The organism is Actinomadura sp. 21ATH, assembly GCF_041951345.1.
GTDB lineage: Bacteria > Actinomycetota > Actinomycetes > Streptosporangiales > Streptosporangiaceae > Spirillospora.
This window is the reverse complement of sequence record NZ_JBGNUR010000002.1, coordinates 230,215-252,565: the sequence shown is the minus strand read 5'-3', so window position 1 is coordinate 252,565 and position 22,351 is coordinate 230,215. Positions and strand designations below refer to the sequence as shown.

Genomic DNA, 22,351 nt, shown 5'->3' with positions numbered 1-22,351 from the left:
GAGTCTCCCTGCCTTCTCTTACCAGCTCGACTTGGTGACACCGGGCAGTTCGCCCCGGTGGGCGAGTTCACGGAAGCGGACCCGCGACAGGCCGAACTTCCGCAGGTGCCCGCGAGGGCGTCCGTCGACGGAGTCGCGGTTACGGACGCGGGTGGCGCTGGCGTCCCGGGGCTGGCGCCGCAGTTCGGCGACGGCGGCCGCGCGCGTCTCCTCGTCTGTGTGGGGGCTGCGGACGAGCCGCTTGAGTTCGGCCCGGCGCTCGGCGTAGCGGGCGGCGGTGGCCTTGCGCCTCTCGTTGGCGGCGATCTTGCTCTTCTTGGCCATCAGACCTTCTCTCCTCGGGCGCGGATGCGGGCGACGGCGGCCTCGATACCGATCTTGTCGATCGTCTTGATCGCACGGGCGGACAGCCGCAGGCGGACGTACCGGCCCTCGCTCGGCAGCCAGTACCGCTTGCGCTGGATGTTGGGGTCGAACCGGCGCGAGGTGCGCCGGTTCGAGTGCGACACCTTCTTCCCGAAGCCGGGCTCGGCGCCGGTGAGCTGACAACGCGCGGGCATCACCGCTCCTTTCTGTTCGCGACTCGTGGCAGGATATCGATAATCGTTCTCACTTGCATGGTGAAGGGGGCCCCTGGATGTCCGTTCCCGTTGTTCTGGTGGCCGGGCTGCACGGCGCCGCCCGGGCCGCCGTCGTCGACCGGCTGTTGCGCGAGCACTCCGGTGCCCTGGCGATCCACCACGACCTGCGCCAGATCACCGGCGGCCTGGTCGTGCGCACCGTCCGGGACGCCGGCGTGGTCCGCGAGCAGGTCGCCGTCCGGCTGGAGCATGGCTGCGTGACCTGCACCGTCCGCCTCGACCTGATCCCGCAGCTCCTGCGGTACGCAGGTCAGGCGTCCCTGCTGGTGGTGGACCTATGGGACGCCGTCGAGCCGCAGTCGGTCGCCGAAACGGTGGGCCACCCCGAGGCGGATCCCGATCTGCGGCTCACCGGCGTGCTGACCGCCCTGGACGCCGAGCTGATGCCCACCGACATCTGCCGGGGCGAGTTGCTGTCCGAGATCGGCAAGCAGGCCGCCGCCGGCGACGGCCGCTACCTGGCCGAGGTACTGGCCCACCAGATCGAGTACGCCACCGCGCTGGTCGTCCCGGAGACCATGCCGGCCCCGCTGCCCTCGGCCGACGAGGAGGACCTCGAACTGTGCCGTGAGGTGCTCGGGCACCTGGCCCCGATGACTCCGGTCGCCATGCCCGGCGACCCGCTGCCTGCCGTCACGGGGCCGGGGGTATGCGTCCATGAGCTGGCCGCACGCGTCGACCCGGCCAGTGCTCAACTGCCCTGCATGGCCCACACGCCCGCGGTCGACACCGTGGTGTGGCATCGCGCCCGGCCGCTGCATCCGGGGCGGTTCTTCGACGCCATGGACGACCTCGCGACCCGGTCGGTACGCAGCCGCGGGCGGTTCTGGCTGGCCAACCGTCCGGATCGGCTGCTGGCCTGGGATGCGGTCGCCGGCATCGTCAGCATCGAGGACACCGGGCCCTGGCTGGCCGCGCTCCCCGAAACGGCCTGGGAGGACGTCCCGCTCGCGCGCCGCCTGGCCGCCTCGCTGGACTGGACGCCCGAGCACGGCGATCGCGTCCAGCATCTCGTCCTGACCGGCCCCGGGCTCGACCAGGACGAGATTCACGCCCTACTGGACGGCTGCCTGCTGGCCCCTGACGAGCCGGTGACCGTGGTGGAGGACCCGTTCGCCGAACTCCTCGACCGTGATGCCGCCGGCTGAACGGGCGGAAGGCCGTGTGCGGAGTGCGGCGGCGAAATCAGTCGCGCCGGCGGGCGCAGGCGGGGCAGGTGCCGAAGATCTCCATGGTGTGGTCGATGTCGGTGAAGCCCGCCTCGGTGGCGACCTTTTCGGCCCAGCGCTCGATCACAGGTCCTTCGACCTCGACACTGGTGCCGCAGGAGCGGCAGGTCACGTGGTGGTGGTGGCCGCTGCTCTCGCAGCGGCGGTAGAGCGTCTCGCCGTTCTGGTCCTGGATGGCGTCGACCGTGCCGTCCTGCCGCAGGACCTGGAGGTGGCGGTAGACGGTGGCGAGACCGATGCGTTCACCGCGTTGCCGCAGTTCGCCGTGGATGTCCTGGGCGCTGCGGAACTCTGACAGCTCGGCCAGCACCTGACCGATGATCGCTCCCTGCCGGGTGCCCCGGATGCGGGTCCCGCCGCCCGCCGCAGACGTTCTCTGCTCGGAACCGTGGGTTGGACCTGCCGTCATGATGCGCGCCCCCTGGATCAGTCAGTAGCACGGTATCAATCCGCGGGACGCGGCTTCGCCGTCCCGCGCGGACGTCGGCGAGGCACAGCCCGGCGTGCGCCGCCCTGCTGCCCGGCGAGCGACATTACGACCACGCGCTGCATGGACATGGTAATCATTCTCATTCAGGGTGTGATGCGACCCGGTGCCGCGTATGGGGGTGATCCGCTGTGGGCTGCCGGACGACCCTGGAACTGTCCCGCGCTCTGCCCGCCGGCTGGATGACGCGCCAGCGCACGGCTGTCGTACACGTCCTCGCGGACTGCCGTGACTTCGTCTCCGCTCAGGAGTTGCACGCCCTGATGTCGGCGGCAGGGAGGCGGATCGGTCTGACGACCGTGTACCGGACGCTGCGGGAGCTTGAGACGTGGGGGCACGCGGACGTGGTGCGGGACGACACCGGTGAACGGCTGTACCGCCTCCGCATGGCCGAGGGGCACAGTCATTACCTGTTGCGCCGATCATGCGGACGCAGCCGGCCGGTGGACTCGGAGGTGGAGGCGTGGGCCGACCGGGTCGCGACGGAAGCCGGGTTCGCCGCGGTGGAGCACACCCCACTGGACGACTCCTGCATCGACGACCTGCTGACCTGGGTCGCCGCGGGCGGTCCCGGTGCCGCCGAGCCGCCACCGGCCCTGGAGTTGCAGGTCATCCGGCCGCCGGGCGAGGCAAGGCGGCAGGCGCGGCGGCGCGGCCGTGCGAGCCGTTGAGGTGAGCGGCACGGGCGCCGGGGCCGGCGCGCTGGACGACACGCAGGCACCGGCGGCCAAGGGGCTGCGCTAGTTCGGTGCCAGTGCCGCGTCCGGGGCGCCCTGGGCCAGGAGACGGCCTTCCTTGAGGAGGAGGCAGTGGTCGGCGCGCGCGGCGGCGTCGGTGTCGTGCGTCGCGTGGACGACGGTGATGCCGGTCCGGGTGAGCTCGTCGAAGATCTCCAGGATGCGGTCCTGGGCGTCCCGGTCCAGGCCGGCGGCGGGTTCGTCGAGCAGCAGGAGCTCGGACCGCTGGGCGAGGCCCTGGGCGATCAGAGTGCGCTGGTACTGGCCGCCGGACAACTCGGCGAGTTGCGCCCCGGCGAGATCGGCGATGCCGACGCGTTCCATGCACTCGGTGATCACGGCCTTGTCATGCGTGGTGAGGCGTTTCCACCAGCCGCGATGGGCCCAGCGGCCCATCGCCACGGTGTTCCGGACGGTCATGGGAAGCGAGCCCGGGACCGCGGTGCGCTGAAGCACCAGGGCGGGACGTTGTGAGAATGATCGCTCGACCGTACCGCCGGACGGGGCGTGCGTGCCGGCGAGCACGCCGAGCAGGGTCGACTTCCCCGAGCCGTTGTGTCCCACCAGGGCGCTCACGCGTGATCGCGGTATGCGGGCCGTGATGCCGTGCAGCACCGGCGTGGATCCGTATCCCGCCCGCACGTCGCACATCGTGATCGCCGTCTCGCTCACTGCTCTCCTCAACTTGTAAACGGTAACCGTTTTCATTATACGATGCCGGACATGGAGTGGCTTTTCGCCCCGTTTGGGGTGTCTTTTGTCGAGCGGGCGTTGTGGGGAGGGCTCCTGGTCTCGGGCATCTGCGCGCTCGCCGGCACCTGGGTGGTGCTGCGCGGCATGGCCTTCCTCGGCGACGCGATGTCGCACGGCATGCTGCCCGGTGTCGCGGTGGCGGCACTGCTGGACGGAAGCCTCTTCCTCGGCGCCGTGCTGAGCGCGGGCGCGATGGCGGGGGGCGTCACGGCGCTGTCGCGCTCGTCCCGGCTGTCGCAGGACACCAGCATCGGACTGCTGTTCGTCGGGATGCTCGCCACCGGCGTGATCCTGGTGTCGCACTCGCAGAGTTTCGCGGTCGACCTGACCGCCTTCCTGTTCGGTGACGTGCTGGCGGTACGTTCGGGCGACCTGGTGGTGCTCACGGTGGCGCTGTGCGTCGCGGCGGTCATCACGGTGCTGGCGCACCGCTCGTTCGTCGCACTCGCCTTCGACCCGCCCAAGGCGCGCACCCTGGGGATGCGGCCGCGGCTCGCGCACGCGCTGCTGCTGTGCCTGCTGACCCTGGCGATCACCGCGTCCTTCCACGTCGTGGGCACGCTGCTGGTGTTCGGGCTGCTGATCGCGCCGCCCGCGGCGGTGGTGCTGTGGGCCCGCAGCGTCCCCATGGTCATGGCGGGCGCGGCCCTGCTCGGCGCGCTCTCGACCGTCATCGGGCTGCTGGTGTCGTGGCACCTGGGCACCGCGGCCGGGGCGACGATCGCCGCCACCGCCGTGGCCTTCTTCTTCCTGTCCGCGCTGGCCGCCGAACTGCGCGGACGCCGAACACCCGGTGCGTCCCGGTCCACTGACGGCTCCGCTTCACACCGCCCCACACCAGTCCCACACGAATCCGCACGAAAGGAACCCGGGTACACCTCATGATCTGTGCCGGCACAGGACGCGCGCGGACGCGCGCATCGGTGGCCGCCGTCGCCGCGGGAGTCCTGCTCACCCTGCTCGCCGGTTGCGGTGCGTCCGAGGACGCGGGCGGTTCCGCGGGCGGCGACCAGACCCCGCACGGCTATGTCGAAGGAGCCGAGGAGACGGCCGAGGCGCAGTGGCGCCTGATCCTGGCCGACGCGCAGGGCGGCCGGATCCACTCCCTGGACCCCGCCACCGGCAAGAACGTTCCGGTCGCGCAGGCCGCCGGACTCACCGCGATGCGGACCGACGGGCGCCATGCCTACCTGACCATCGGCAACGCCGTGCGCGTCGTCGACACCGGGGTCTGGACGGTCGATCACGGTGATCACGTCCATTACTACCGAGCCCCGGCCCGCACGGTGGGCGACCTGGGCGGCACGGCGGCTCCCGAGGTGGCCGGCGACCTCGCCGTGACCACGTTGTCCGCGGCGGGTGCCGCGCGCGTGCTGGACAGGAAGGTTCTCGACGACGGGAAGATCCAGGAGCTGGCGCGGGTCGAGGCGCCTGTCGCGGTGCCGTACGCGGGGAACCTGCTCGTCGCCTCGAACGGAGCAGGGCATGTCGCCGTCCACGACCGCAAGGGACGCCGGATCTCGCAGTTGCCCGAGCCGTGTCCCGAGCCGAGAGGGCAGGCGATCACCCGGCGCGGCGCCGTTCTCGGCTGCTCGGACGGGGCCCTGCTCGTGACCGGCGAGCAGGGGAAGTTCGCGGCGGAGAAGATCCCCTACCCCGGCGGCGTGCCCGCGGCCGAACGGGCGCGGGACTTCCGCCACCGTCCCGGATCGAACATGCTGGCGGCGACGGCCGGCGACAAGGGCGCCTGGGTGCTCGACGTCGGAGCCAAGAAATGGAAGCGGGTCGGCGACTCGGTCCCCGCGCTCGCGGTGAACGTGGTCGGCGAGGACTCCCCGGTGCTCCTGCTCGGCCGGGACGGCGCCCTCCGCTCCTACGACCCGGCCACGGGGAAGGAGCAGGCCCGCACCGAACTGCTGAAGGACGCCGACGGGGCCCGTCGGCCCGGGCCGGTGATCGAAGTGGACACCGCTCGCGCCTACGTGAACGACCCCGCGGGCAACGCCGTCCACGAGATCGACTACAACGACGACCTGCGCCTGGCCCGCTCGTTCGAGCTGCCGTTCCCGCCCGCGCACATGGTGGAGACGGGATGGTGACCGCCGGTTCGTTCCGCCGGAGCCGGCGGTACATCACCGCGTTCGTGGTCGCGTTCTGCCTGGCCGCGACCGGGTGCTCGGTGCTGGAGTCCGAGCGGTCCGGCGTGGTCGTCACCACCAACATCCTCGGCGACATCACCCGCACCATCGTCGGTGACCAGGCCGGGGTGACGGTGCTGATGAAGCCCAACGCCGACCCGCACTCCTTCGGTGTCTCCGCCCAGCAGGCCGCCCGCATCGAGAACGCCGCGCTGCTCGTGCACAACGGACTGGGCCTGGAGGAAGGTGTGGCGCGCAACGTCCAGGCGGCCCGCGGCCAGGGAGTGCCCACACTCGCCGTAGGGGAGGGCGTCGACCCGATCACCTACACCGAGGGACGGACCGCGCGGCAACCCGACCCGCACTTCTGGACGGACCCCGTCCGGGTACTCAAGGCCATCGACCTCATCACCGCCCAGGTGATCGAGCATGTCGACGGAATCGACGCCGGAAGGGTCCGCGCCAACGCCGCCGGGTACCGCACCCAGGTCGCGGCGCTCGACACCAGGATGCGCGGCGAGTTCACCAAGATCCGGCCCGAGCGCCGCAAGCTGGTCACCAACCACCACGTCTTCGGCTACCTGGCCCAGCGCTACGGCTTCGAGGTGATCGGGGCCGTCATCCCCAGCGGCACCACGCTGGCGTCCCCGAGCGGCTCGGATCTGAAGTCGCTGGCCGACGCCGTGCGGCGGGCCGGAGTGCCGGCGGTGTTCGCCGACTCCTCCCAGCCGGACCGGCTCGCCCAGGTCATGGCCCAGGAGGCGGGGCTGCGCATCGACATCGTCCCGCTCTACTCCGAATCGCTCACCGGCGCCGACGGCGGCGCCCCCACCTACCTGCGGATGATGCGCGCCAACACCGACGCCATCAGCTCCGGCCTCGCCCCCCGGCGAACCCCCTGAGACAACCCCCGCATCTTGCTCCCCATCAGAAACAGAGAGTTGGAATGAGACACTCGACGCACCCGCGGTCGCGCAGCATGGCGGCGGTCCCCGCCGCGATGGTCGCGCTCGGCCTCATGCTCACCGCCTGCGGCCAGGGCGACTCCGAGCCCGGCACGCGGAACGCGGCCTCGGCGCCCGCCGCGGCCAAGGTCCAGGATCCGCTGGTGGCGACCTACGACGGCGGCCTGTACGTCATCGACAGCGCGACGCTCAAGGTCGTCCAGGACATTCCCCTGACCGGGTTCAACCGCGTCAACCCCGCCGGGAACGAACGCCACGTCATGGTCTCCACCTCCAGCGGGTTCCGCGTCCTGGACGCCGTCGGCGCACAGCTCACCAAGGACGAGTTCGCCGCGCCCAAACCCGGCCACGTCGTCCACCACGCGGGCAAGACCGTGCTGTTCTCCGACGGCACGGGCAAGGTCACGACCTTCGACCCCCGTCAGCTCGGCAACGGCCTTCCGGAGGCGTCCACCCACACCACCCAGCACGCCCACCACGGCGTGGCCATCGAACTCACCGACGGCTCCATGGTGGTCACCCTGGGAACCGAGGAGGAGCGCACCGGAGCCCAGGTCCTCGACAAGAACCGCAAGGAGATCGCCCGCAACGAGGACTGCCCGGGTGTGCACGGCGAGGCGACCGCCAAGGACGAGGCCGTCCTCATCGGCTGCGAGAACGGCGCCCTGCTCTACAAGGACGGCAAGTTCACCAAGGTCAAGGCGCCCGACGAGTACGGGCGCATCGGCAACCAGGCAGGCCACGAGGAGTCCCCGATCGTCCTCGGTGACTACAAGACCGACCCCGACGCCGAGTTGGAGCGTCCGGAGCGGGTCTCCCTGATCGACACCCGGACCGGCGGCCTCAAGCTCGTCGACCTGGGTACCAGCTACACCTTCCGGTCCCTGGGCCGTGGCCCGCACGGCGAGGCCCTCGTCCTGGGCACCGACGGCGCGCTGCACGTCATCGACCCCGAGCGCGGCGAGGTCACCAAGAAGGTCGAGATCATGGGCGAGTGGACCGAGCCGCTGGAATGGCAGCAGCCCCGCCCCGCCCTCCACGTTCGTGACCACACCGCCTACGTCACCGACCCCGGCAGCAAGACGCTGTACGCCGTCGACATCGGGTCCGGCGAGGTGAAGACCAAGGCCCAGCTACCGCAGACCCCCAACGAGCTGACCAGTGCCTGACCGTTCCGGCCGCCGGAGCCCGCGATGCGCGGACTCCGGCGGCCGGCCCGTTTCCATTCGTCCGGACGAGGGCCGATCAGTCCGGCCCTTCAGCCCTTCCCGGAATCGAACGGCAGAAGAGTGAGGACGGGGCGGATCGCGAAGGGGCGGACGGTCGCCCAGAGTCCTCAGGAACCGGGAATTCCACCGGCTACGAGCCGGACCGCGAGGTCCTGCACGACATCACCGCGACGTTCGAGCCGGGCAGCGTCACCGGCCACCCCGCGGGCGACCTCCTCATGGCACGGCTCGCGGCCGTCACCAAGCAGAGCCGACACGGCGTCCTTGTACGCACCGGCTGCCTGCTGGACGCGCCGCGCTGCCGGTCGGCCGGGACGCACGACAGCGGCACGTATCTGGCCGTACAGCCCTGCGACGCCAGGCGCAGGCCGGACGGCCCGGCCATCCGGGTCGGGCCGATCCTGTCCCGTGACGATGCCGAGGCCGTGGTGTCATGGCTGGCCGAGGGCGAGCTGGACGCCGGCGCCCTCGTCCCGCGCCTCCATCCCACCACCTACTAGATGCACCGCCGGTAGACGCGCAGACCTTCGGGAGCGTCCGGTACGGGCGCCAGGCCGGCGGCCGACAGCTCCTCGGTGAGCCGCTCGTCCGAGATGACGTGGCAGTCGAACTCGGCGGTCTCCTCGCGGACGAGGCGGTCGCCCTCCCACGTCCGGTAGGTGTTCACCCAGCGGACGATGCTTTCCGCGACCACGTCGGCTCGCGAGACCGTCTCGTAGCGGTGGTGGCCGAGGGTGCGGCCGGGCACCGTCGACGGCGGTACGGGCTCCGTGCGCTGTGGGTACTGGGCCTCCACGATCAGCAGGCCGCCTGTGGCGAGCCGCTCGGCCCAGGTTCGCCACAGCCGCTCGCGCTCGTCCGGGGCGAAGTGCATCACCAGGTTGAGCAGGACGACCGCGTCCAGATCGGTGCCGGGATCGGCGGTCGCGGCATCCTCGGGCAGGACCGTCACCCGCCGCTCCGCCTCCGGTAGCCGTGCCAGCCTCGTGACCAGCGCCGCCCGCATGACCCGCGCGGGCTCGATCGCGAAGATCTCCGCGTCCGGTGGCAGGAATCCCAGCATCGCCTCGGTGTAGTAGCCGGTCCCGGCGCCGATCTCGGCGACCGCGCGCGCGTCCTTGAGGAGCGGGCCCAGCGATTCGGCCACGCCAGCCCAGTGCTCGGCGGGGAGGATCAGCTCGTAGTAGGGCGCGTTGACGGCGTACCCCAGACCCGTGTCCGCCCTCGAAGCCTCGTCGGCCATCGATCCGCCTCTCCTTGTTCGGTCTCCGATGGCCGTGATGATAACGGATTTGAAAACCATTTTCAGTAGTGCCATGATCTGACCTGTTCCGTCCATCGATGTCCAGGCAGGTCACGTCGTGCAGAGCTCCGGCCGCATCCGATCGCGGTTCCGGCCGCTGCTGTTCGGTGCGCTGGCATGCGGGTTGCTGGGTGCTGTGTTCACCCTCGGGCTGGTGTACGCGATCGCCGCGTTCGGCGGGGCCCGCTCGATGGGCACCCTGCTGCTGGCCGGGGTCGCGCTCAACGCCCTCCTGGGAGCCGTGGTGTCGGCGCTGGTCGCCAACGTGCCGGACGAGCAGGCCGTTCGCGGCATCGTGTTCTGGCTGCAGGGCGACCTTGAGGCGCGCACTGGTCGCACGTGCTGATGGCGGCGCCGATCGTGCTGGTGACGGCCCTGCCGTGCCTGTTGGACGCGACCTGATCGCGCTGCTGCTCGGTGAGGAGCAGGCACGCGCGAGCGGGGTCGCGGTCGGGCCCGTCCGGCACCTGCGGACCATGCGATCGCCTCCGAGGCGATGAGCGCGGCCGGGGTCGCGCACCTGGCCGATCGCGCCGTTCCCACCCTGTCTGGTGGCGAGCGGCAGCTGGTGTACGTGGCCAAAGCCCTCGCCCAGCGGACGGACGTGCTGCTCGCCGACGAGCCGGTCTCCGCGCTCGACCTGCGCCACCAGCTCACCGTCCTGGAATTGCTCTGCGAACGGGCGAAGGAGGGCGCCGCGGTCGCGGTCGTCCTGGAAGCCCGACCTCGGCCTGCTCACCGCGCGGCACGAGGGCGAGCAGGACGCCTCGCGGCTGCTGGGGCAGGGCGGCGCTCCCCTGATCACCATTCGCAACGGCTGGGGAACCCTTGACGAGGTCGCCGCGAACCTCACCCTCATCGGCAAGGCGCTCGGCGCCGACGCCAAGGCCGCCGAGCTGGCCCAGTCGGTCCTGAAAAACCCGCCGTCAAGAACCTGGACGCGGTGAAGAACGACCGCGTGCGCCTGTTCCCCGCCGCCGAAGTCTATGGCGGCGGTCTCGGCCTCCTGGACGGCCTCGACAAGATCGCCGCCTGGCTGCACCCGTAGCCGAGCAGACCGCTGCCGGGCGGGCCCCGCTCGACGAGAGGAGGGACCCGCCCGGCGGTTCCGTGGTCGATCAGTTGAGGACGCTCGACGGCCGCCGCAGGGCGGCCGGGGGCGTAACACCGCAGGCGGACGCCCCCCGATCCGATGGTCACCGGTGGTCGACGGCTCGCCGCCAGGCGGAGCCGCTGAGCAGGCGTAGCCCGTTAAGGGCGACGAGGACGGTGGATCCTTCGTGGCCGGCGACGCCGAGGGGGAGCGGCAGGTGGCCGAACAGATCCCAGGCCACCAGCACGGTGATGAAGGAGCCGGCGATGGCCAGGTTGGCGGTGACCAAGCGCCGGGCCCGGCGCGACAGGGCCATGACGGCGGGCACGGCCGACAGTTCGTCCCGGACGATGACGGCGTCGGCGGTCTCCAGCGCCAGGTCGGACCCGACCCGTCCCATCGCCACTCCGGCGTGGGCGGTGGCCAGCGCGGGCGCGTCGTTGACGCCGTCGCCGACCAAGAGCACCTTCTCCCCGCCGGATTGCAGGTTCCGGACCACCGTGACCTTGTCCTGAGGGAGGAGTCCGGCGCGTACGTCTTCGATCCCGGCGTGTTCGGCGATACGGTCGGCGGCGCGAGGATTGTCGCCGGTCAGCAGAAGCGGCCCGGCTCCGGTGAGCGTGGTGATGGCCGCGACGGCGGCGGCCGCGTCGGGGCGCGGACGGTCGGCCAGGCCCAGCACCCCGGCCACCTGCCCGTCGACGCGCACGACCACCGCGGTCTGCCCGCCGCTCTCCAGTTCCTTCACCGCCGTGGCGGCGGCGCCGAGAGCCCGCTCGTCCAAGAGGCGCGCGGGGCTGCCGACCTGTACCCATCGGCCGCCGACGCGGGCGCCGACCCCCTGGCCGGGCGTCGAGGTGAATTCCTCGGCCTCCTCGATGGACAGCCCTGCCCGCCGTGCGCCGTCCACCACCGCGCGGGCGAGCGGATGCTCGGAGGGCGTCTCGGCCGCTGCGGCCAGTGCGAGCAGTTCCTCGGACCGGATGCCGGCCTCCTGCCCGCCCTTGAAGAGGGGCCGGACGGAGCCGAGCTGCGGGGTGCCCTCGGTGAGGGTGCCCGTCTTGTCGAAGGCCACACGGGTGGCCGTGCCGAGCTGTTCCATCGCGACGGCGGACTTGACCAGGACGCCGTGCCGCCCGGCGTTGGCGATGGCGGCCAGCAGCGGCGGCATGGTGGCCAGCACCACCGCGCACGGCGAGGCCACGATCATGAAGGTCATCGCGCGCAGCAGTGCCGCGGACACATCGGAGCCGAACAGCAGCGGCACGACGAAGACGGCGATCGTGGCGATCACCATGCCGGCCGAGTAGCGCTGCTCGATCCTCTCGACGAACAGCTGGGTGCGTGCCTTGGTGGCGCTGGCCTGCTCGACCATGGTGACGATCCGGGCGACGACCGTCTCGTCCGCGGGGCGTTCCACTCGCACCCGCAGGCCACCGGTGCCGTTGAGGGTTCCGGCGAACACCTCGTCTCCCGGCAGCTTGTCCGCGGGAAGCGGCTCGCCCGTGATGGTGGCCTGGTCCACCTCGCTCGCTCCGGCGATCACGCGCCCGTCCGCGCCGACGCGCTCCCCGGGACGGATGACGATCACGTCCCCGACCCGGAGGTCGCGGGTGTGCACCACCTGCTCGGTGCCGTCGGGCTCCAAGCGGGTGGCGGTCTCGGGTGCCAGGTCCAGGAGCCCGCGCACGGAGTCGGCGGTGCGCCGGGTGGCGTAGGCCTCCAGCGCGCCGGAGGTCGCGAAGATGACGATCAGCAGTGCGCCGTCGAAGACCTGCCCGATCGCGGCCGCCCCGATCGCGGCGGCCACCATCAGCAGGTCCACGTCCAGCTTGCGCTCGGCGAGCGCGCGCAGCCCGGCCAGGCCCGGCTCCCACCCTCCGGCCGCGTAACAGGCCAGGTACAGCGTCCACCAGGTCCACGACGGCAGCCCGGTCAACTGGGCGAGGGCTCCGGCCGCGAAGAGCGCCGTCGCGGCCGCCGCCCACCGCGCCTCGGCCAGGCTGAAGAAACCGGTCCGGTACGGCCGGCTCGACTCGCTGTCCGGTGGGTCGAGTCGGCCGGATGTCTGAGCTTCTATCTCCACTACCACCGCAGCAGCATATATGCGTAGTAACGCAGGTAGGCAAGCAAGCAGCAACGGGATACCATTGACGGATGCACGCTTCGATGCCGGATTTTCAGATGCCGAACGAGGAGCAAGTGCACCTGGCCGCGGAGACGTTCCGGCTGCTGGCGGACCCTACGCGGATGAAGATCCTGTGGGCGCTGCTGCAGGGCGAGTCCTCGGTGGCCTGCCTCGCCGAACTGGTCGGCGCCGCTCCCACCGCCGTGAGTCAGCACCTGGCCAAGCTGCGGCTGGCCAGGCTGGTCACCGGCCGCCGGGAGGGCACGTTCGTCTACTACTCCGCCGCCAACGTGCACGTCCGCGCGCTGCTCGGCGAGGCGCTGTTCCATGCCGAGCACACCGACCGCGACCTGCTCGACCATGCGGACGACGACGGCAGCGTCCACGCGGGGACGCCCCGCATGCCCGCGTCGACCTGATCGCGGCGCGATCGTCCGGCGGTTCTCCCGCTCGCTCCTCCGCCCCGGCGCCCTGCCGGCCTCATGTGCTCTCGATACCGGTGATGATCGCGTCGAGGCCGGCCTCGAAGATCTCCTCTCTGGGCAGGGTGAAGAAGCCCACCCCTATCCGTGCCGCCGTGGGATGACGGACCGGGTCGATCCCGGCCAGACCGGCCACGAACGCTTCTGAACGGCTGGGGTGCCGGGCCCGCCGCCGCCGTTCGGCGCCGTCCTCGATGGCCACGCGCGAGAAGGTCCAGCTCATGATGAGCGCGGTGCCGCGCGCGATCCCGGTGTCGTCGAGACCGGCGGCGGCCACCGCCGAGGCGAGCAGGTCGAGGTGCCGGTACGCCTCGGGTCCCGCGGGGCCGTTCTCCAGGAGCCAGGCCGCCACTCCGGGGTGCTGCCGCAGTACCTCGCGCTGAGTGCGGGCCCACGCGCGGACGCGTTCGTCCCACGGGTCCTCGGGCCCGTTCGACGGGCGCACGAGTGTGCCGACGCGGTCGGCGGCGAGGCGCACGAGCTCCTCCCGATCGGTGATGTGCCGGTAGAGGGCCATCGGTGTGACGTCGAAACGGGCGGCGACCGCGCGCATGGTGACCGCGTCGAGGCCGTCGGCGCGGGTGATGGCGAGGACGGCCTCGATGATGCTTTCGCGGTTCAGCGTCGGCGCGGACTTCACCCGGCGGATCCTATCGGTGGCGACCAAAGTGATAACGGTTATCGATCTCATGGTATACGTAGTAAACATCCGGGTCGCGCCGGTATCCGGCGATGGAAGGTGAAGGTGCTGAATGCTGTCCACGACAGGCCGCAGGGCGGGGAGATTGGCCGCAGGAGTGGCCGCGGCCACGCTGGTTACCGGGTGCGCGGCTTCAAGCGGGTCCCAGGGGAACGGGACGTCCGCGGGCGGGACGCTGCGGGCCGCGTTCTCAGGCGGCACGACGGAGACGTTGAACTACCTCCGAGGCCCGACGGCGCTGGACTACGTGCGGGCGAGGCTGGTGCACGCACCGCTGTGCGAGCTGGATCCGTCGTCGCCGGACCGGGTCTCGTACGGCGTGGTGGAATCGATCGAGGTCGCCGACGATCTGTCCGAGTACACCCTGCGCGTGCGCGACGGGGTGCGCTTCACCGACGGATCCGGGCTGACGAGCAAGGACGTGCTGTACTCGCTGCGGGCCCCGGCCCAATTGAACGGTCTCCCGTTCACACTGCTGGCGGCTCGGAGTTTCGACCTGGACGCGGCGTCGGCACCGGATGCGTCCACCGTGGTGCTGCCGACGCGGTCACCGGTCGCCGACGGCCGGGAACTGATCTGCCAGAGCATGCTCGCGATCAAGGACGGCACGAAGGAGTTCACGCCGAAGACCCCTTCGTCAGGGCCGTTCACGATCGCCGCGTTCGAGCCTGGCCGGACCACGCTGCTGAAGCGCAACCCCGGCTACTACGGCACCGCGCCATCCCTGGAGTCGATCGAGCTGCTCTCCATCCCCGACGGGACGGCGAGAGTGAACGCGCTGCGCCAGGGGCAGGTCGACTTCGCCGGCGGCATCGCGCCCACGCAGGCGCAGAGCCTCGGCAAGACCGGCGGGATCACGGTGACGACGAGTGAGCTGCCGTACGCCTCGTATCTGCAGTTCACGATGAACGCCGGGACGGAGCCGTTCGACGACCCGCGGGTACGGGAGGCCTTCAAGCTCGCCGTCGACCGGAAGCGGATCGTGGACAACGTCTACTACGGTCGCGCGTTCGCGGGCAACGACCTGCCCGCACTCGGGTTCCCGAATTACGCCAAGGCCATCGAGCAACGCCCACATGATCCGGAGCGGGCGCGGCGGCTGCTCGCCGACGCGGGTGCCGGCGGGATGAGCGTGGAGCTCACGGCGGGACCGGAACTGCCCGGCATGGTCGAGACGGCGACGCTCATCGTCGAGGACCTGAAGGCCATCGGGGTGAAGGCGGCACTGCGGGAACTGCCCGCGGGGCAGCTGTACGCCGACCACGCGGCCTACCTGAAGCTGCCGTTCAGGGCCGGGTACAACCCGCCCGCGCTGTTCGAGCCGAACCACGATCCCGGTACCTTCCCGAAGGCCGATGCGCTGGTGAAGACCGCGCGCAGTGCCGCCACGGCCGGGGAGAGGCTGGCCGCCTCGCACCAGGCGCAGCGGTTGCTGTGGGAGGAGGGCAATCAGATCGGGGCGGTCTTCGTACCGACGATCAGTGCCGCCCGCGACGGGGTCTCCGGGGTACGGGAGCTGCAGTTCCCCGACCTGTCGACGGCCAAGGTCACCGGCCGGAAATGAGGTCGGCAGGTTGGATCGCGGTGAGGGCGGCCACCTGCGTGGCGACCCTCGCCGCCCTCTCCGTCGTCGTGTTCTGGGCGACCGAGGTACTCCCCGGCGACGCGGTCGGCGTCGTCGCCGGGCCGGACGCGACGGACGCCGAACGGGAGGCGGTCCGGGCCGCACTCGGACTGGACCGGCCTCCGGTGCGGCGCTACGGGGAGTGGGTCGCGGGAATGCTGCACGGGAACCTCGGCGCGTCGCTGGTGTCGGGCCGGGACGTCGCCGGTATCGTCGCGGCCCGGCTCGGGGCGAGCCTTGCGGTGCTGGTGCCGGCCGCGGTGCTCATCCTCATCCTGGCCGGTGTCCTCGGCACCGCGGCCGGACTACGGCCGGGAAGCCGCCTGGACCGCGGCCTGTCCGCGACGACGCTCGGGCTGATCGGCATCCCGGACTTCCTCATCGCCACCGTGCTGCTCCTGGTGTTCACGCTCTGGTGGGCGGTGCTGCCCACCGTCGCGCTGATCCCGCCCGGGGAGACGCTGTGGCGGCATCCGGAGCTGGTCGCGCTACCGGCGCTGGCACTCACGCTGGGCGGGTTCGGATCCACGATGCGGCTGCTGCGCGCCTCGGTCGCGCAGACCACGGCGGCGCCGTTCGCGGAATTCGCCCGGCTGAACGGCGTCCGAGGGCCTCGCTACGTACGGACCATCGTCTCGAACGCGGCCGGCCCGGCGATCCATGCCTTCACGGTCATGATCGCCGGCCTGCTGGGCGGCGGCATCGTGGTGGAGACGCTCTTCAACGTGCCCGGTGTGGGCTACGAGCTCGCCCGCGCGGTCGAGAGCCGCGATGTGCCGCTGGTGCAGGGGTTGAGCCTGGTGCTGGGCGCGGCCACGCTGACCGTACTGCTCGTCGGCGACATCGCCGCCCGGGCGCTGGACCGGCGCACCGCCGATGCCGCGGTGACGTCATGACGGCCCGCCGCGTCAGAACGGGCCGGCGCTGGGTCGCCGTACCGGCGTTCCTCGTTCTCGCCGTCGCCGTGGCGGGACCGTGGCTGGCGGCCGGGAGCGTCACCGCCCCGGTCGGCGTGCCGTTCGAAGAGGCAGGCGCCGGCCGCCCGCTCGGCACGGACGTCCTCGGCCGGGACGTCCTGGCCCGGGTGCTCGCCGGCGGGCGCACGCTCATCCTCCAGGCCGTCGCGGCCACCGTGCTCGGAAGCATGGTCGGGCTCATCGTGGGGGTGTGGACCGGCGCGACCCGCCGTCGCCGGACGGCGCAGGCCGTGCTGCGGGCCGCCGACGCGGTCGCGGCCGTTCCCACCCTGCTGCTGTTGCTGCTGCTGGCCGGCGGGCTGCCCGGCGACGATGCCATCGTGGCCGCCGCGATCGCACTGGTCAGCGCTCCGTTCTCGGTGCGGGTGATCCGGGAGCGCACCGCGCGGCTCGCCACCGCCGAGTACGCCCGCGAGGCCGAGGCGCGCGGCGACCCGCTGCCCGCCCGGATCCGGTACGACATCCTGCCCGGGCTGATGCCGGTCGCCCTCGCCGAGGCGGGGATCCGGTTCGTCGCCGCCACCCAGCTCGCCGCCACCGCCGGGTTCCTCGGCCTCGGCGCCGGAGCCCCCGCCGCGAACTGGGGGAGGATGGTGCGAGAGAACAGCACCGGTATCGCCGCCAACCCGCTCCCGGTCCTCGTCCCGGCCGCACTGCTCGTCGTGCTGGCCGTCGGCGTCACCCTCCTGCTCGACCGGGCCGTCGGCGCACGGCCCGGCGGGCTCGAACCGGCGGGACGGCCGGCATGACGGCGACCGTGTCCGGCCTCACGATCACCACGTCCCGCGGCGCCGTCCTCGATGCGGTCGACCTCGACCTGCGTCCAGGGGAGGTGACCGCGATCGTCGGCGAGTCCGGCGCCGGCAAGACCACACTCGCCCATGCCGTGCTCGGCCACCTCGGAACCGGCCTGCGCCGCACCGCCGGGCGGGTCGAGGTGACCGGGCACGACCCGTTCACGCCGGAGGGACGGGCCGTGCTGCGGGGCCGGGTCACGGGCTACCTGCCCCAGGATCCGGCGAGCGCGCTGGATCCGCGCCGCAGAGTCCTCGCGCAACTGCGCACCGCGGCACGCATCGCCCATCCGGGCGAGTCCCGGCGCGACCACGATGCCCGTATCCGCGCCGCCGCGGACGCGGCGGCCCTCGACACCGCGCTGCTGCGCCGCCATCCCGCCCAACTCTCCGGCGGGCAGGCCCAGCGGGCCCTGCTGGCCTGGACCTTTCTCACCCGGCCCCGCCTGGTGATCCTCGACGAGCCCACCAGCGGGCTCGATCCCGACACCGCCCGGCGGGTGAGCGCCGCCTTCACCCGCCTGCCCTGGGAGCCGGCCGTGCTGCTCATCAGCCATGACCGCGCCCTCGTCGACCGTGCGGCCCACCAGGTGCTCGAACTCGCCGGGGGCCGGCTCCGGGCCGTGACCGCCTCGCCGCCCCCGGTTCCGCCGCCGCCCCGCCGCCGCAGCCCGGACGGGCCCACCGGGAAGAAGGTTCTGGCAGCGGACGGGCTGACGATCCGTCGCGGTGGCGTCCCGCTGCTGCGGAACGCGTCCCTGCACCTCGCGGCGGGGGAGTTCGTCGCCGTGCGAGGGGTGTCGGGCAGCGGCAAGACCTCCCTCGCCCGCGCCCTCTGCGGCCTTGCCCCGCCCGACACCGGACGCCTCCGCGTACGCGCCGCCCCGGTCGACTGGGACGCCGCCGCCCGAGCGCGCACAGGCGGTCCTTTCCTCGCCTATGTCGGGCAGGACGCCCGCGCCGCACTCAACCCGTACGAGACCGTCCGGCGCACGCTCGCCCGCGCCGTCGCCGCGGCGCAATGCCGGGGAATCCCGCCGGGCCCGGGGCCGGAGCCGCTCCTCCACAGCCTCGGGCTCACCGCGGACGTGCTCGATCGCACCCCGGACCGGCTCAGCGGCGGGCAACGCCACCGGGTCGTGCTCGCCCGCGCGCTCGCCGCCGTTCCGGACGTGCTCGTCTGCGACGAGACCCTCGCCGCCCTCGACCGCACCACCACCGGCCTCGTGCTCGGCGCGCTGGACGCCTGGCGCCGGGCCACCGGATCGGCGGTACTGCTGATCACCCACCACGACGAGGTCACCGCACACACCGACCGCGTCCTCACCCTGTCCGGAGAACGCCTCGTATGACCACCCTCGATCTGCTGCGCCCCGTCCGCGGACCCCTCACGGCGGCAGCGGCCCTGCAAGCGCTCGGCAGCCTGCTCGCGCTCCTGCCACTGCTGGTGCTCATCGCGTTCACCAGTGCCTTCGTCGACGGCGACCGCCTCCCCGGCACAATGCTCGTCGTGGTCGCGGCGCTCGGAACGGTCGGCGCCGCCCTCGCCGCCGCCGCCGCGACGTGGATCGCGCACCGCGCCGACGCGAACCTCACCTGGATCCTGCAACGGCGGCTCTCCGACACCATCCGCCACATCCCCGTGCCGACCGTCACCGGACTCGGAACCGGCCGGATCAAGAAGGTGGTGCACGACGACACCGCGGCCATGCACTACCTCGTCGCCCATACCCTGCTCGACGTGACCGCGCTGGTGGTCACGCCGCTGGCAGGGCTCATCGCGCTCGCCCTGGCCGACTGGCGGCTCGCCCTGTGCAGCCTGGTCCCGCTCGCCCTCGGGATCTGGTGGTACGGCCGGGCGATGCGCGGCTCCGGCGCGAACTTCGCCGAGTACGCCACCGCACAGCAGCGCATCAACACGACGATCGTCGACTACGTGAGCGGCCTGCCCACGGCGAAGGTCTACGGAGGCACCGGGAGCGCACGCGCCCGCTACACGGCCGCCGTGCACGCCTTCCACGATTTCTTCCGCGCCTGGTCGAGCGGCACCTCCGCCGTCACGACCGCCTCCTGGCTGGTCGTCGCGCCCGGCGCCACCTCCGCCTTCCTGGCACTGGTCGGCGGAGGCGGCCTCGCCCTGGGGTGGGTGAGCCCGGCCGGCCTCGCCGCCGGGGTGCTGCTCGGTCCGGCGATCAGCGCTCCCGTCGCCGTCGCCGGACCCCGGCTGCAAGCCCTCCGCGCCGGCCTGTCCGCCCTGGGATCCATCCGCGAGCTCCTCGACCGGCCCCGGCTGTCCTGGGGCACGGAGATCCCGGCACGCGGTGCCGTCCGCCTCGACCACGTCGGCCACCGATACGACGACCGGCATGTCCTGCACGATGTCACCTTCGAGCTACCGCACCGCGGGCTGGTCGCGCTCGTCGGCACCTCCGGCAGCGGCAAGAGCACCATCGCCGCCCTGCTCGCCCGCTTCACGGATCCCACCACCGGTCACGTCCTGCTCGGTGGCACCGACCTGCGAGAACTACCGGAGGCGGCGCTGTACGAACGGATCGGATTCGTGTTCCAGGACACCAGACTCCGCCGGGCCAGCGTCCGCGACAACCTGACCGGCGGGCACCCCGTTCCCGAGGAGCGGATCGTCGACGCCGCCCGGCAGGCGGCCGTCCACGACGTCATCCTCGACCTCCCGAGCGGCTACGACACCGTCCTGGGAGACGACACCGACCTGTCCGGCGGGCAGCGCCAGCGCATCGCGCTGGCGAGGGCGCTGCTGCGCGAGCCCGAACTGCTCGTCCTGGACGAGACGCTCTCCGCAGTGGACGCGGCCACCCGCACCGCCCTGCTCGCAAGCCTGCGCGCCCAGGCACGCCAACGCACCGTCCTGCTCATCACCCACCAGCTCCACCTCGTGCGAGACGCCGACCGCGTCCTCGTCCTCGACCACGGCCGCCTCGCCGGAGACGGCACCCACACCGAACTCCTCGCCGGCTGCTCCGCCTACCGCGCCCTCCAGGGGGCCGATACCGTCCCGGGGAAGAATTCCTGATGCTCCGCACACTCGCCCGCATCCTGCCCGCGCCCGACCGACGGCGCCTCGGCGCACTCACGGCCTGGCTCACCGCCGCCGCCATGCTCCACGGCATCGTGCTGGGCCTCGTCGGCCTGGTCGTCGCCTCCTGCCTCGACCCCGATTCCGAGACCACGCCGGCGATGGTCGCCCTCGCAGGGGCGGCGGTCGCGTTCGTCACCGTGCAATGGATCGCGCAGATGGTCGCGTTCCGCGTCGGCAGCACCACCGCCCGCGCCTTGCACGAACGCCTCGGTGAGCACCTGGCCGACCTGCCTCTGGGCTGGTTCACCCCGGCCCGGCAGGCGGACATCATCGACGCGGGCACGACCGGCGTGCCGCAGCTCATGTCCTACCCGGCCATCCTGCTGCGCCCCGCGATCACCGCGCTCATCACACCCCCGGCCGCCGCGTTCACCCTCATGCTCCTGGACTGGCGTTTCACGATCGCGGTGCTCGCCGCCACCGCCATCGCCTGGGCCGCCAGCCGCTACAGCGGCAGGCTGGCACGTGCCGTCGACGCCCGCCGCCACCGCACCACCGCGGAGGCGACCGACCGCGTCCTCGAATACGCCGACCGGCAGCCGCTCGTCCGCACCGACCAGCGTCCCGACGACGCCGAGGACCTCGACCGAGCTCTCCACGAGGTCCGCGCCGCCTCACTGCGCTCGGCCGGCACCGTCATCCCCGGTCTCCTGATGTTCGGCGTCACTCTCAACACCCTCTTCGCCGCCCTTATCGCCTTCGGCGCCGCCTGGATGGCTGGTGCCACCCTTACAGCCCCCGTTCTCGTCGGCGTTCTCGTCGTCATCGCGCGTCTCACCGCCGTGGCCTCCGCCGGCGCCGACCTGGCGGCAGGGTTGCGAATGCAGCAGGGCGTCCTCACCCGGCTCGTACAGACCCTCGATACGCCTGCCCTGCCCGTCCTCGACGAAGAGCCCGAGCAAGTCGTGCCGGCCGCCGCGGACATCGCCCGCGCCGAGCACCTCTCGTTCCGCTACGACGACCGGCCCGTGCTCGAGAACGTCTCCTTCGTCCTTCCCCGCCGAGGACTCACCGCACTGGTCGGTCCCTCGGGCGCCGGAAAGACCACTCTCCTTCGGCTGCTCGCGCGATTCTGGGACCCCACCAGTGGGCGGATCACCCTCGACGGCGCCGATCTCCGCACCCTGCGACCAGAGGATCTCTACGCACGCATCGGCACCGTGCTCCAGGACGACCACCTGCTCGACACCACCATCCGCGAGAACATCCGCACCGCACGCCCCGACGCATCCGACACCGACCTGGCCGCCGCCGTCCGCGCCGCCGGCCTCGAACGCACGATCGCCGCTCTGCCAGACGGAATCGACAGCCCCGTCGGCCCAGGCGGGAGCCGCCTCTCAGGCGGCGAGCGCCAACGTGTGTGCGTCGCCCGCGCCCTGCTCAAAGCCGCTCCGCTCACCCTGATGGACGAGGCCACCGCGGCCCTCGACCCCGAGAACGCCCGTCTCGTCGGCGAAGCCGCCCACCGCCTCGCCGCCGCCGGCAGCGTGCTCGTCATCGCCCACAACCTCGAGACCGTCCGCCGCGCAGACCACATCCTCGTCCTCGACCACGGCCGCATCGTTCAGCGCGGCACCCACGACCAGCTCGCTTCAGAGGACGGCCTGTACCAACAGCTCGTTCTTAGCCAGAAGGACCATGCGATCTGAAATACGCACGCCGTCGCAGAACCCACGTCCGTCCGCGCATGGCATCCAGATCCCTACGAGCGCCCAGGCACAATCCCCAGGGAAGCGCACTCTGTACCGACGTGTCTGGCAGGCTGGCCGGGGGTAGCCCGGGCGGCCGGCGATGGGCTGCGCCCACAGAGATCGCCTACGAGTGCGGCCAATCAGAGGGGTGTGGCGCCGTGACGCTAGACGGTCATCGCGTAGATCTGCGTATCGACCGAACCACAAGCGGTGCGGCGAGATCCTCTGGCAGCCTGGGCCGCTTCAGCAGCGCACGGGCCAGGAC

The 22,351-nt window shown here is 72.0% G+C and carries 23 protein-coding genes; 16 read left to right on the top strand and 7 right to left on the bottom strand.

Annotated elements, in window-relative coordinates; genetic code table 11:
- Nucleotides 1-18: 18 nt before the first annotated feature.
- Nucleotides 19-324 (bottom strand): 30S ribosomal protein S14, encoded by a 306-nt coding sequence (gene rpsN, locus ACA361_RS07815; RefSeq protein ID WP_375011133.1) that lies wholly within the window; start codon nt 322-324, stop codon nt 19-21.
- Nucleotides 324-560, bottom strand: a complete 237-nt coding sequence (rpmB, locus tag ACA361_RS07810; protein WP_375011132.1) for a 50S ribosomal protein L28 — start codon at nt 558-560, stop codon at nt 324-326. Before rpmB ends, rpsN begins: the two co-directional genes overlap by 1 nt.
- A gap of 77 nt (nt 561-637) precedes the next feature.
- On the opposite strand from rpmB, the gene ACA361_RS07805 reads away from it, so the two are divergent.
- Nucleotides 638-1,789: a CobW family GTP-binding protein gene (locus ACA361_RS07805; RefSeq protein WP_375011131.1), complete on the top strand. Its 1,152-nt coding sequence runs from the start codon at nt 638-640 to the stop codon at nt 1,787-1,789.
- 37 nt (nt 1,790-1,826) lie between these two features.
- On the opposite strand, the gene ACA361_RS07800 is transcribed toward ACA361_RS07805, so the two are convergent.
- Nucleotides 1,827-2,216 (bottom strand): Fur family transcriptional regulator, encoded by a 390-nt coding sequence (locus ACA361_RS07800; RefSeq protein WP_375011987.1) that lies wholly within the window; start codon nt 2,214-2,216, stop codon nt 1,827-1,829.
- 323 nt (nt 2,217-2,539) lie between these two features.
- Here ACA361_RS07800 and ACA361_RS07795 point away from each other — a divergent pair, with 323 nt between their 5' ends.
- The gene (locus tag ACA361_RS07795; RefSeq protein WP_375011130.1) at nt 2,540-3,028 is read left to right on the top strand and encodes a Fur family transcriptional regulator; all 489 of its coding nucleotides are present in this window, start codon (nt 2,540-2,542) and stop codon (nt 3,026-3,028) included.
- Between the two features lie 69 nt (nt 3,029-3,097).
- Here the strand turns inward: ACA361_RS07795 and aztA are convergent, their stop codons facing one another.
- Nucleotides 3,098-3,745 carry a zinc ABC transporter ATP-binding protein AztA gene (gene aztA / locus ACA361_RS07790; RefSeq protein ID WP_375011986.1) on the bottom strand — a complete coding sequence of 216 codons (648 nt, stop codon included), beginning with the start codon at nt 3,743-3,745 and terminating at the stop codon, nt 3,098-3,100.
- 72 nt (nt 3,746-3,817) lie between these two features.
- Between aztA and aztB the strand changes: the two genes are divergently transcribed.
- The 5 genes from aztB (at nt 3,818) to ACA361_RS07765 (ending at nt 8,679) form a co-directional block, all read left to right on the top strand.
- The gene (gene aztB, locus ACA361_RS07785) at nt 3,818-4,732 is read left to right on the top strand and encodes a zinc ABC transporter permease AztB (protein ID WP_375011985.1); all 915 of its coding nucleotides are present in this window, start codon (nt 3,818-3,820) and stop codon (nt 4,730-4,732) included.
- A 38-nt stretch (nt 4,733-4,770) separates the two neighbouring features.
- Nucleotides 4,771-5,946 carry a hypothetical protein gene (locus tag ACA361_RS07780; RefSeq protein ID WP_375011129.1) on the top strand — a complete coding sequence of 392 codons (1,176 nt, stop codon included), beginning with the start codon at nt 4,771-4,773 and terminating at the stop codon, nt 5,944-5,946.
- Nucleotides 5,940-6,887, top strand: coding sequence for a zinc ABC transporter substrate-binding protein AztC (gene aztC / locus ACA361_RS07775; protein WP_375011128.1), 948 nt, complete (start codon nt 5,940-5,942; stop codon nt 6,885-6,887). The genes ACA361_RS07780 and aztC overlap by 7 nt, the downstream gene beginning before the upstream one ends.
- A 44-nt stretch (nt 6,888-6,931) precedes the next feature.
- Nucleotides 6,932-8,119, top strand: coding sequence for a zinc metallochaperone AztD (gene aztD, locus ACA361_RS07770; RefSeq protein WP_375011127.1), 1,188 nt, complete (start codon nt 6,932-6,934; stop codon nt 8,117-8,119).
- 278 nt (nt 8,120-8,397) lie between these two features.
- Nucleotides 8,398-8,679, top strand: a complete 282-nt coding sequence (locus tag ACA361_RS07765) for a hypothetical protein (protein WP_375011126.1) — start codon at nt 8,398-8,400, stop codon at nt 8,677-8,679.
- Here the strand turns inward: ACA361_RS07765 and ACA361_RS07760 are convergent.
- The gene (locus ACA361_RS07760; protein WP_375011125.1) at nt 8,676-9,422 is read right to left on the bottom strand and encodes a class I SAM-dependent methyltransferase; all 747 of its coding nucleotides are present in this window, start codon (nt 9,420-9,422) and stop codon (nt 8,676-8,678) included. The two genes, ACA361_RS07765 and ACA361_RS07760, sit on opposite strands and share 4 nt — an antisense overlap.
- Nucleotides 9,423-9,540: 118 nt before the next feature.
- Between ACA361_RS07760 and ACA361_RS07755 the strand changes: the two genes are divergently transcribed.
- Nucleotides 9,541-9,828 carry an iron chelate uptake ABC transporter family permease subunit gene (locus ACA361_RS07755; RefSeq protein WP_375011124.1) on the top strand — a complete coding sequence of 96 codons (288 nt, stop codon included), beginning with the start codon at nt 9,541-9,543 and terminating at the stop codon, nt 9,826-9,828.
- Between the two features lie 135 nt (nt 9,829-9,963).
- The gene (locus ACA361_RS07750) at nt 9,964-10,314 is read left to right on the top strand and encodes an ATP-binding cassette domain-containing protein (RefSeq protein ID WP_375011984.1); all 351 of its coding nucleotides are present in this window, start codon (nt 9,964-9,966) and stop codon (nt 10,312-10,314) included.
- A 364-nt stretch (nt 10,315-10,678) separates the two neighbouring features.
- Here ACA361_RS07750 and ACA361_RS07745 read toward each other — a convergent pair whose 3' ends face one another.
- On the bottom strand, nt 10,679-12,661 hold the full coding sequence (locus tag ACA361_RS07745; RefSeq protein ID WP_375011123.1) for a heavy metal translocating P-type ATPase: 1,983 nt from the start codon (nt 12,659-12,661) through the stop codon (nt 10,679-10,681).
- Nucleotides 12,662-12,759: 98 nt separating this feature from the next.
- On the opposite strand from ACA361_RS07745, the gene ACA361_RS07740 reads away from it, so the two are divergent.
- Nucleotides 12,760-13,122, top strand: coding sequence for an ArsR/SmtB family transcription factor (locus ACA361_RS07740; protein ID WP_375011122.1), 363 nt, complete (start codon nt 12,760-12,762; stop codon nt 13,120-13,122).
- Between the two features lie 61 nt (nt 13,123-13,183).
- On the opposite strand, the gene ACA361_RS07735 is transcribed toward ACA361_RS07740, so the two are convergent.
- Nucleotides 13,184-14,086 carry a TetR/AcrR family transcriptional regulator gene (locus tag ACA361_RS07735; protein WP_375011121.1) on the bottom strand — a complete coding sequence of 301 codons (903 nt, stop codon included), beginning with the start codon at nt 14,084-14,086 and terminating at the stop codon, nt 13,184-13,186.
- Between the two features lie 10 nt (nt 14,087-14,096).
- On the opposite strand from ACA361_RS07735, the gene ACA361_RS07730 reads away from it, so the two are divergent.
- From ACA361_RS07730 to ACA361_RS07705, 6 genes are read left to right on the top strand one after another with little or no spacing between them, the layout of a single operon-like run.
- Entirely contained in the window at nt 14,097-15,449 is a 1,353-nt protein-coding gene (locus ACA361_RS07730) for an ABC transporter substrate-binding protein (RefSeq protein ID WP_375011120.1), read from the top strand.
- Between the two features lie 20 nt (nt 15,450-15,469).
- On the top strand, nt 15,470-16,405 hold the full coding sequence (locus ACA361_RS07725) for an ABC transporter permease (protein WP_375011119.1): 936 nt from the start codon (nt 15,470-15,472) through the stop codon (nt 16,403-16,405).
- Nucleotides 16,402-17,235 carry an ABC transporter permease gene (locus ACA361_RS07720; protein WP_375011118.1) on the top strand — a complete coding sequence of 278 codons (834 nt, stop codon included), beginning with the start codon at nt 16,402-16,404 and terminating at the stop codon, nt 17,233-17,235. Before ACA361_RS07725 ends, ACA361_RS07720 begins: the two co-directional genes overlap by 4 nt.
- Nucleotides 17,232-18,632: an ABC transporter ATP-binding protein gene (locus ACA361_RS07715; RefSeq protein WP_375011117.1), complete on the top strand. Its 1,401-nt coding sequence runs from the start codon at nt 17,232-17,234 to the stop codon at nt 18,630-18,632. The genes ACA361_RS07720 and ACA361_RS07715 overlap by 4 nt, the downstream gene beginning before the upstream one ends.
- The gene (locus ACA361_RS07710; RefSeq protein WP_375011116.1) at nt 18,629-20,329 is read left to right on the top strand and encodes an ABC transporter ATP-binding protein; all 1,701 of its coding nucleotides are present in this window, start codon (nt 18,629-18,631) and stop codon (nt 20,327-20,329) included. Before ACA361_RS07715 ends, ACA361_RS07710 begins: the two co-directional genes overlap by 4 nt.
- Nucleotides 20,329-22,044, top strand: coding sequence for an ABC transporter ATP-binding protein (locus ACA361_RS07705; protein WP_375011115.1), 1,716 nt, complete (start codon nt 20,329-20,331; stop codon nt 22,042-22,044). Before ACA361_RS07710 ends, ACA361_RS07705 begins: the two co-directional genes overlap by 1 nt.
- Nucleotides 22,045-22,351 lie beyond the last annotated feature (307 nt).

Coding starts and splice junctions, on each gene's coding strand:
- ACA361_RS07740 (WP_375011122.1), top strand. CDS start 12,760: ATGCCGAACGAGGAGCAAGTGCACCTGGCCGCGGAGACGTTCCGGCTG.
- ACA361_RS07795 (WP_375011130.1), top strand. CDS start 2,540: ATGACGCGCCAGCGCACGGCTGTCGTACACGTCCTCGCGGACTGCCGT.
- rpsN (WP_375011133.1), bottom strand. CDS start 324: ATGGCCAAGAAGAGCAAGATCGCCGCCAACGAGAGGCGCAAGGCCACC.
- ACA361_RS07705 (WP_375011115.1), top strand. CDS start 20,329: ATGCTCCGCACACTCGCCCGCATCCTGCCCGCGCCCGACCGACGGCGC.
- aztD (WP_375011127.1), top strand. CDS start 6,932: ATGAGACACTCGACGCACCCGCGGTCGCGCAGCATGGCGGCGGTCCCC.
- aztA (WP_375011986.1), bottom strand. CDS start 3,745: ATGTGCGACGTGCGGGCGGGATACGGATCCACGCCGGTGCTGCACGGC.
- aztC (WP_375011128.1), top strand. CDS start 5,940: ATGGTGACCGCCGGTTCGTTCCGCCGGAGCCGGCGGTACATCACCGCG.
- ACA361_RS07805 (WP_375011131.1), top strand. CDS start 638: ATGTCCGTTCCCGTTGTTCTGGTGGCCGGGCTGCACGGCGCCGCCCGG.
- ACA361_RS07720 (WP_375011118.1), top strand. CDS start 16,402: ATGACGGCCCGCCGCGTCAGAACGGGCCGGCGCTGGGTCGCCGTACCG.
- ACA361_RS07760 (WP_375011125.1), bottom strand. CDS start 9,422: ATGGCCGACGAGGCTTCGAGGGCGGACACGGGTCTGGGGTACGCCGTC.
- ACA361_RS07715 (WP_375011117.1), top strand. CDS start 17,232: ATGACGGCGACCGTGTCCGGCCTCACGATCACCACGTCCCGCGGCGCC.
- aztB (WP_375011985.1), top strand. CDS start 3,818: ATGGAGTGGCTTTTCGCCCCGTTTGGGGTGTCTTTTGTCGAGCGGGCG.
- ACA361_RS07765 (WP_375011126.1), top strand. CDS start 8,398: ATGGCACGGCTCGCGGCCGTCACCAAGCAGAGCCGACACGGCGTCCTT.
- rpmB (WP_375011132.1), bottom strand. CDS start 560: ATGCCCGCGCGTTGTCAGCTCACCGGCGCCGAGCCCGGCTTCGGGAAG.
- ACA361_RS07710 (WP_375011116.1), top strand. CDS start 18,629: ATGACCACCCTCGATCTGCTGCGCCCCGTCCGCGGACCCCTCACGGCG.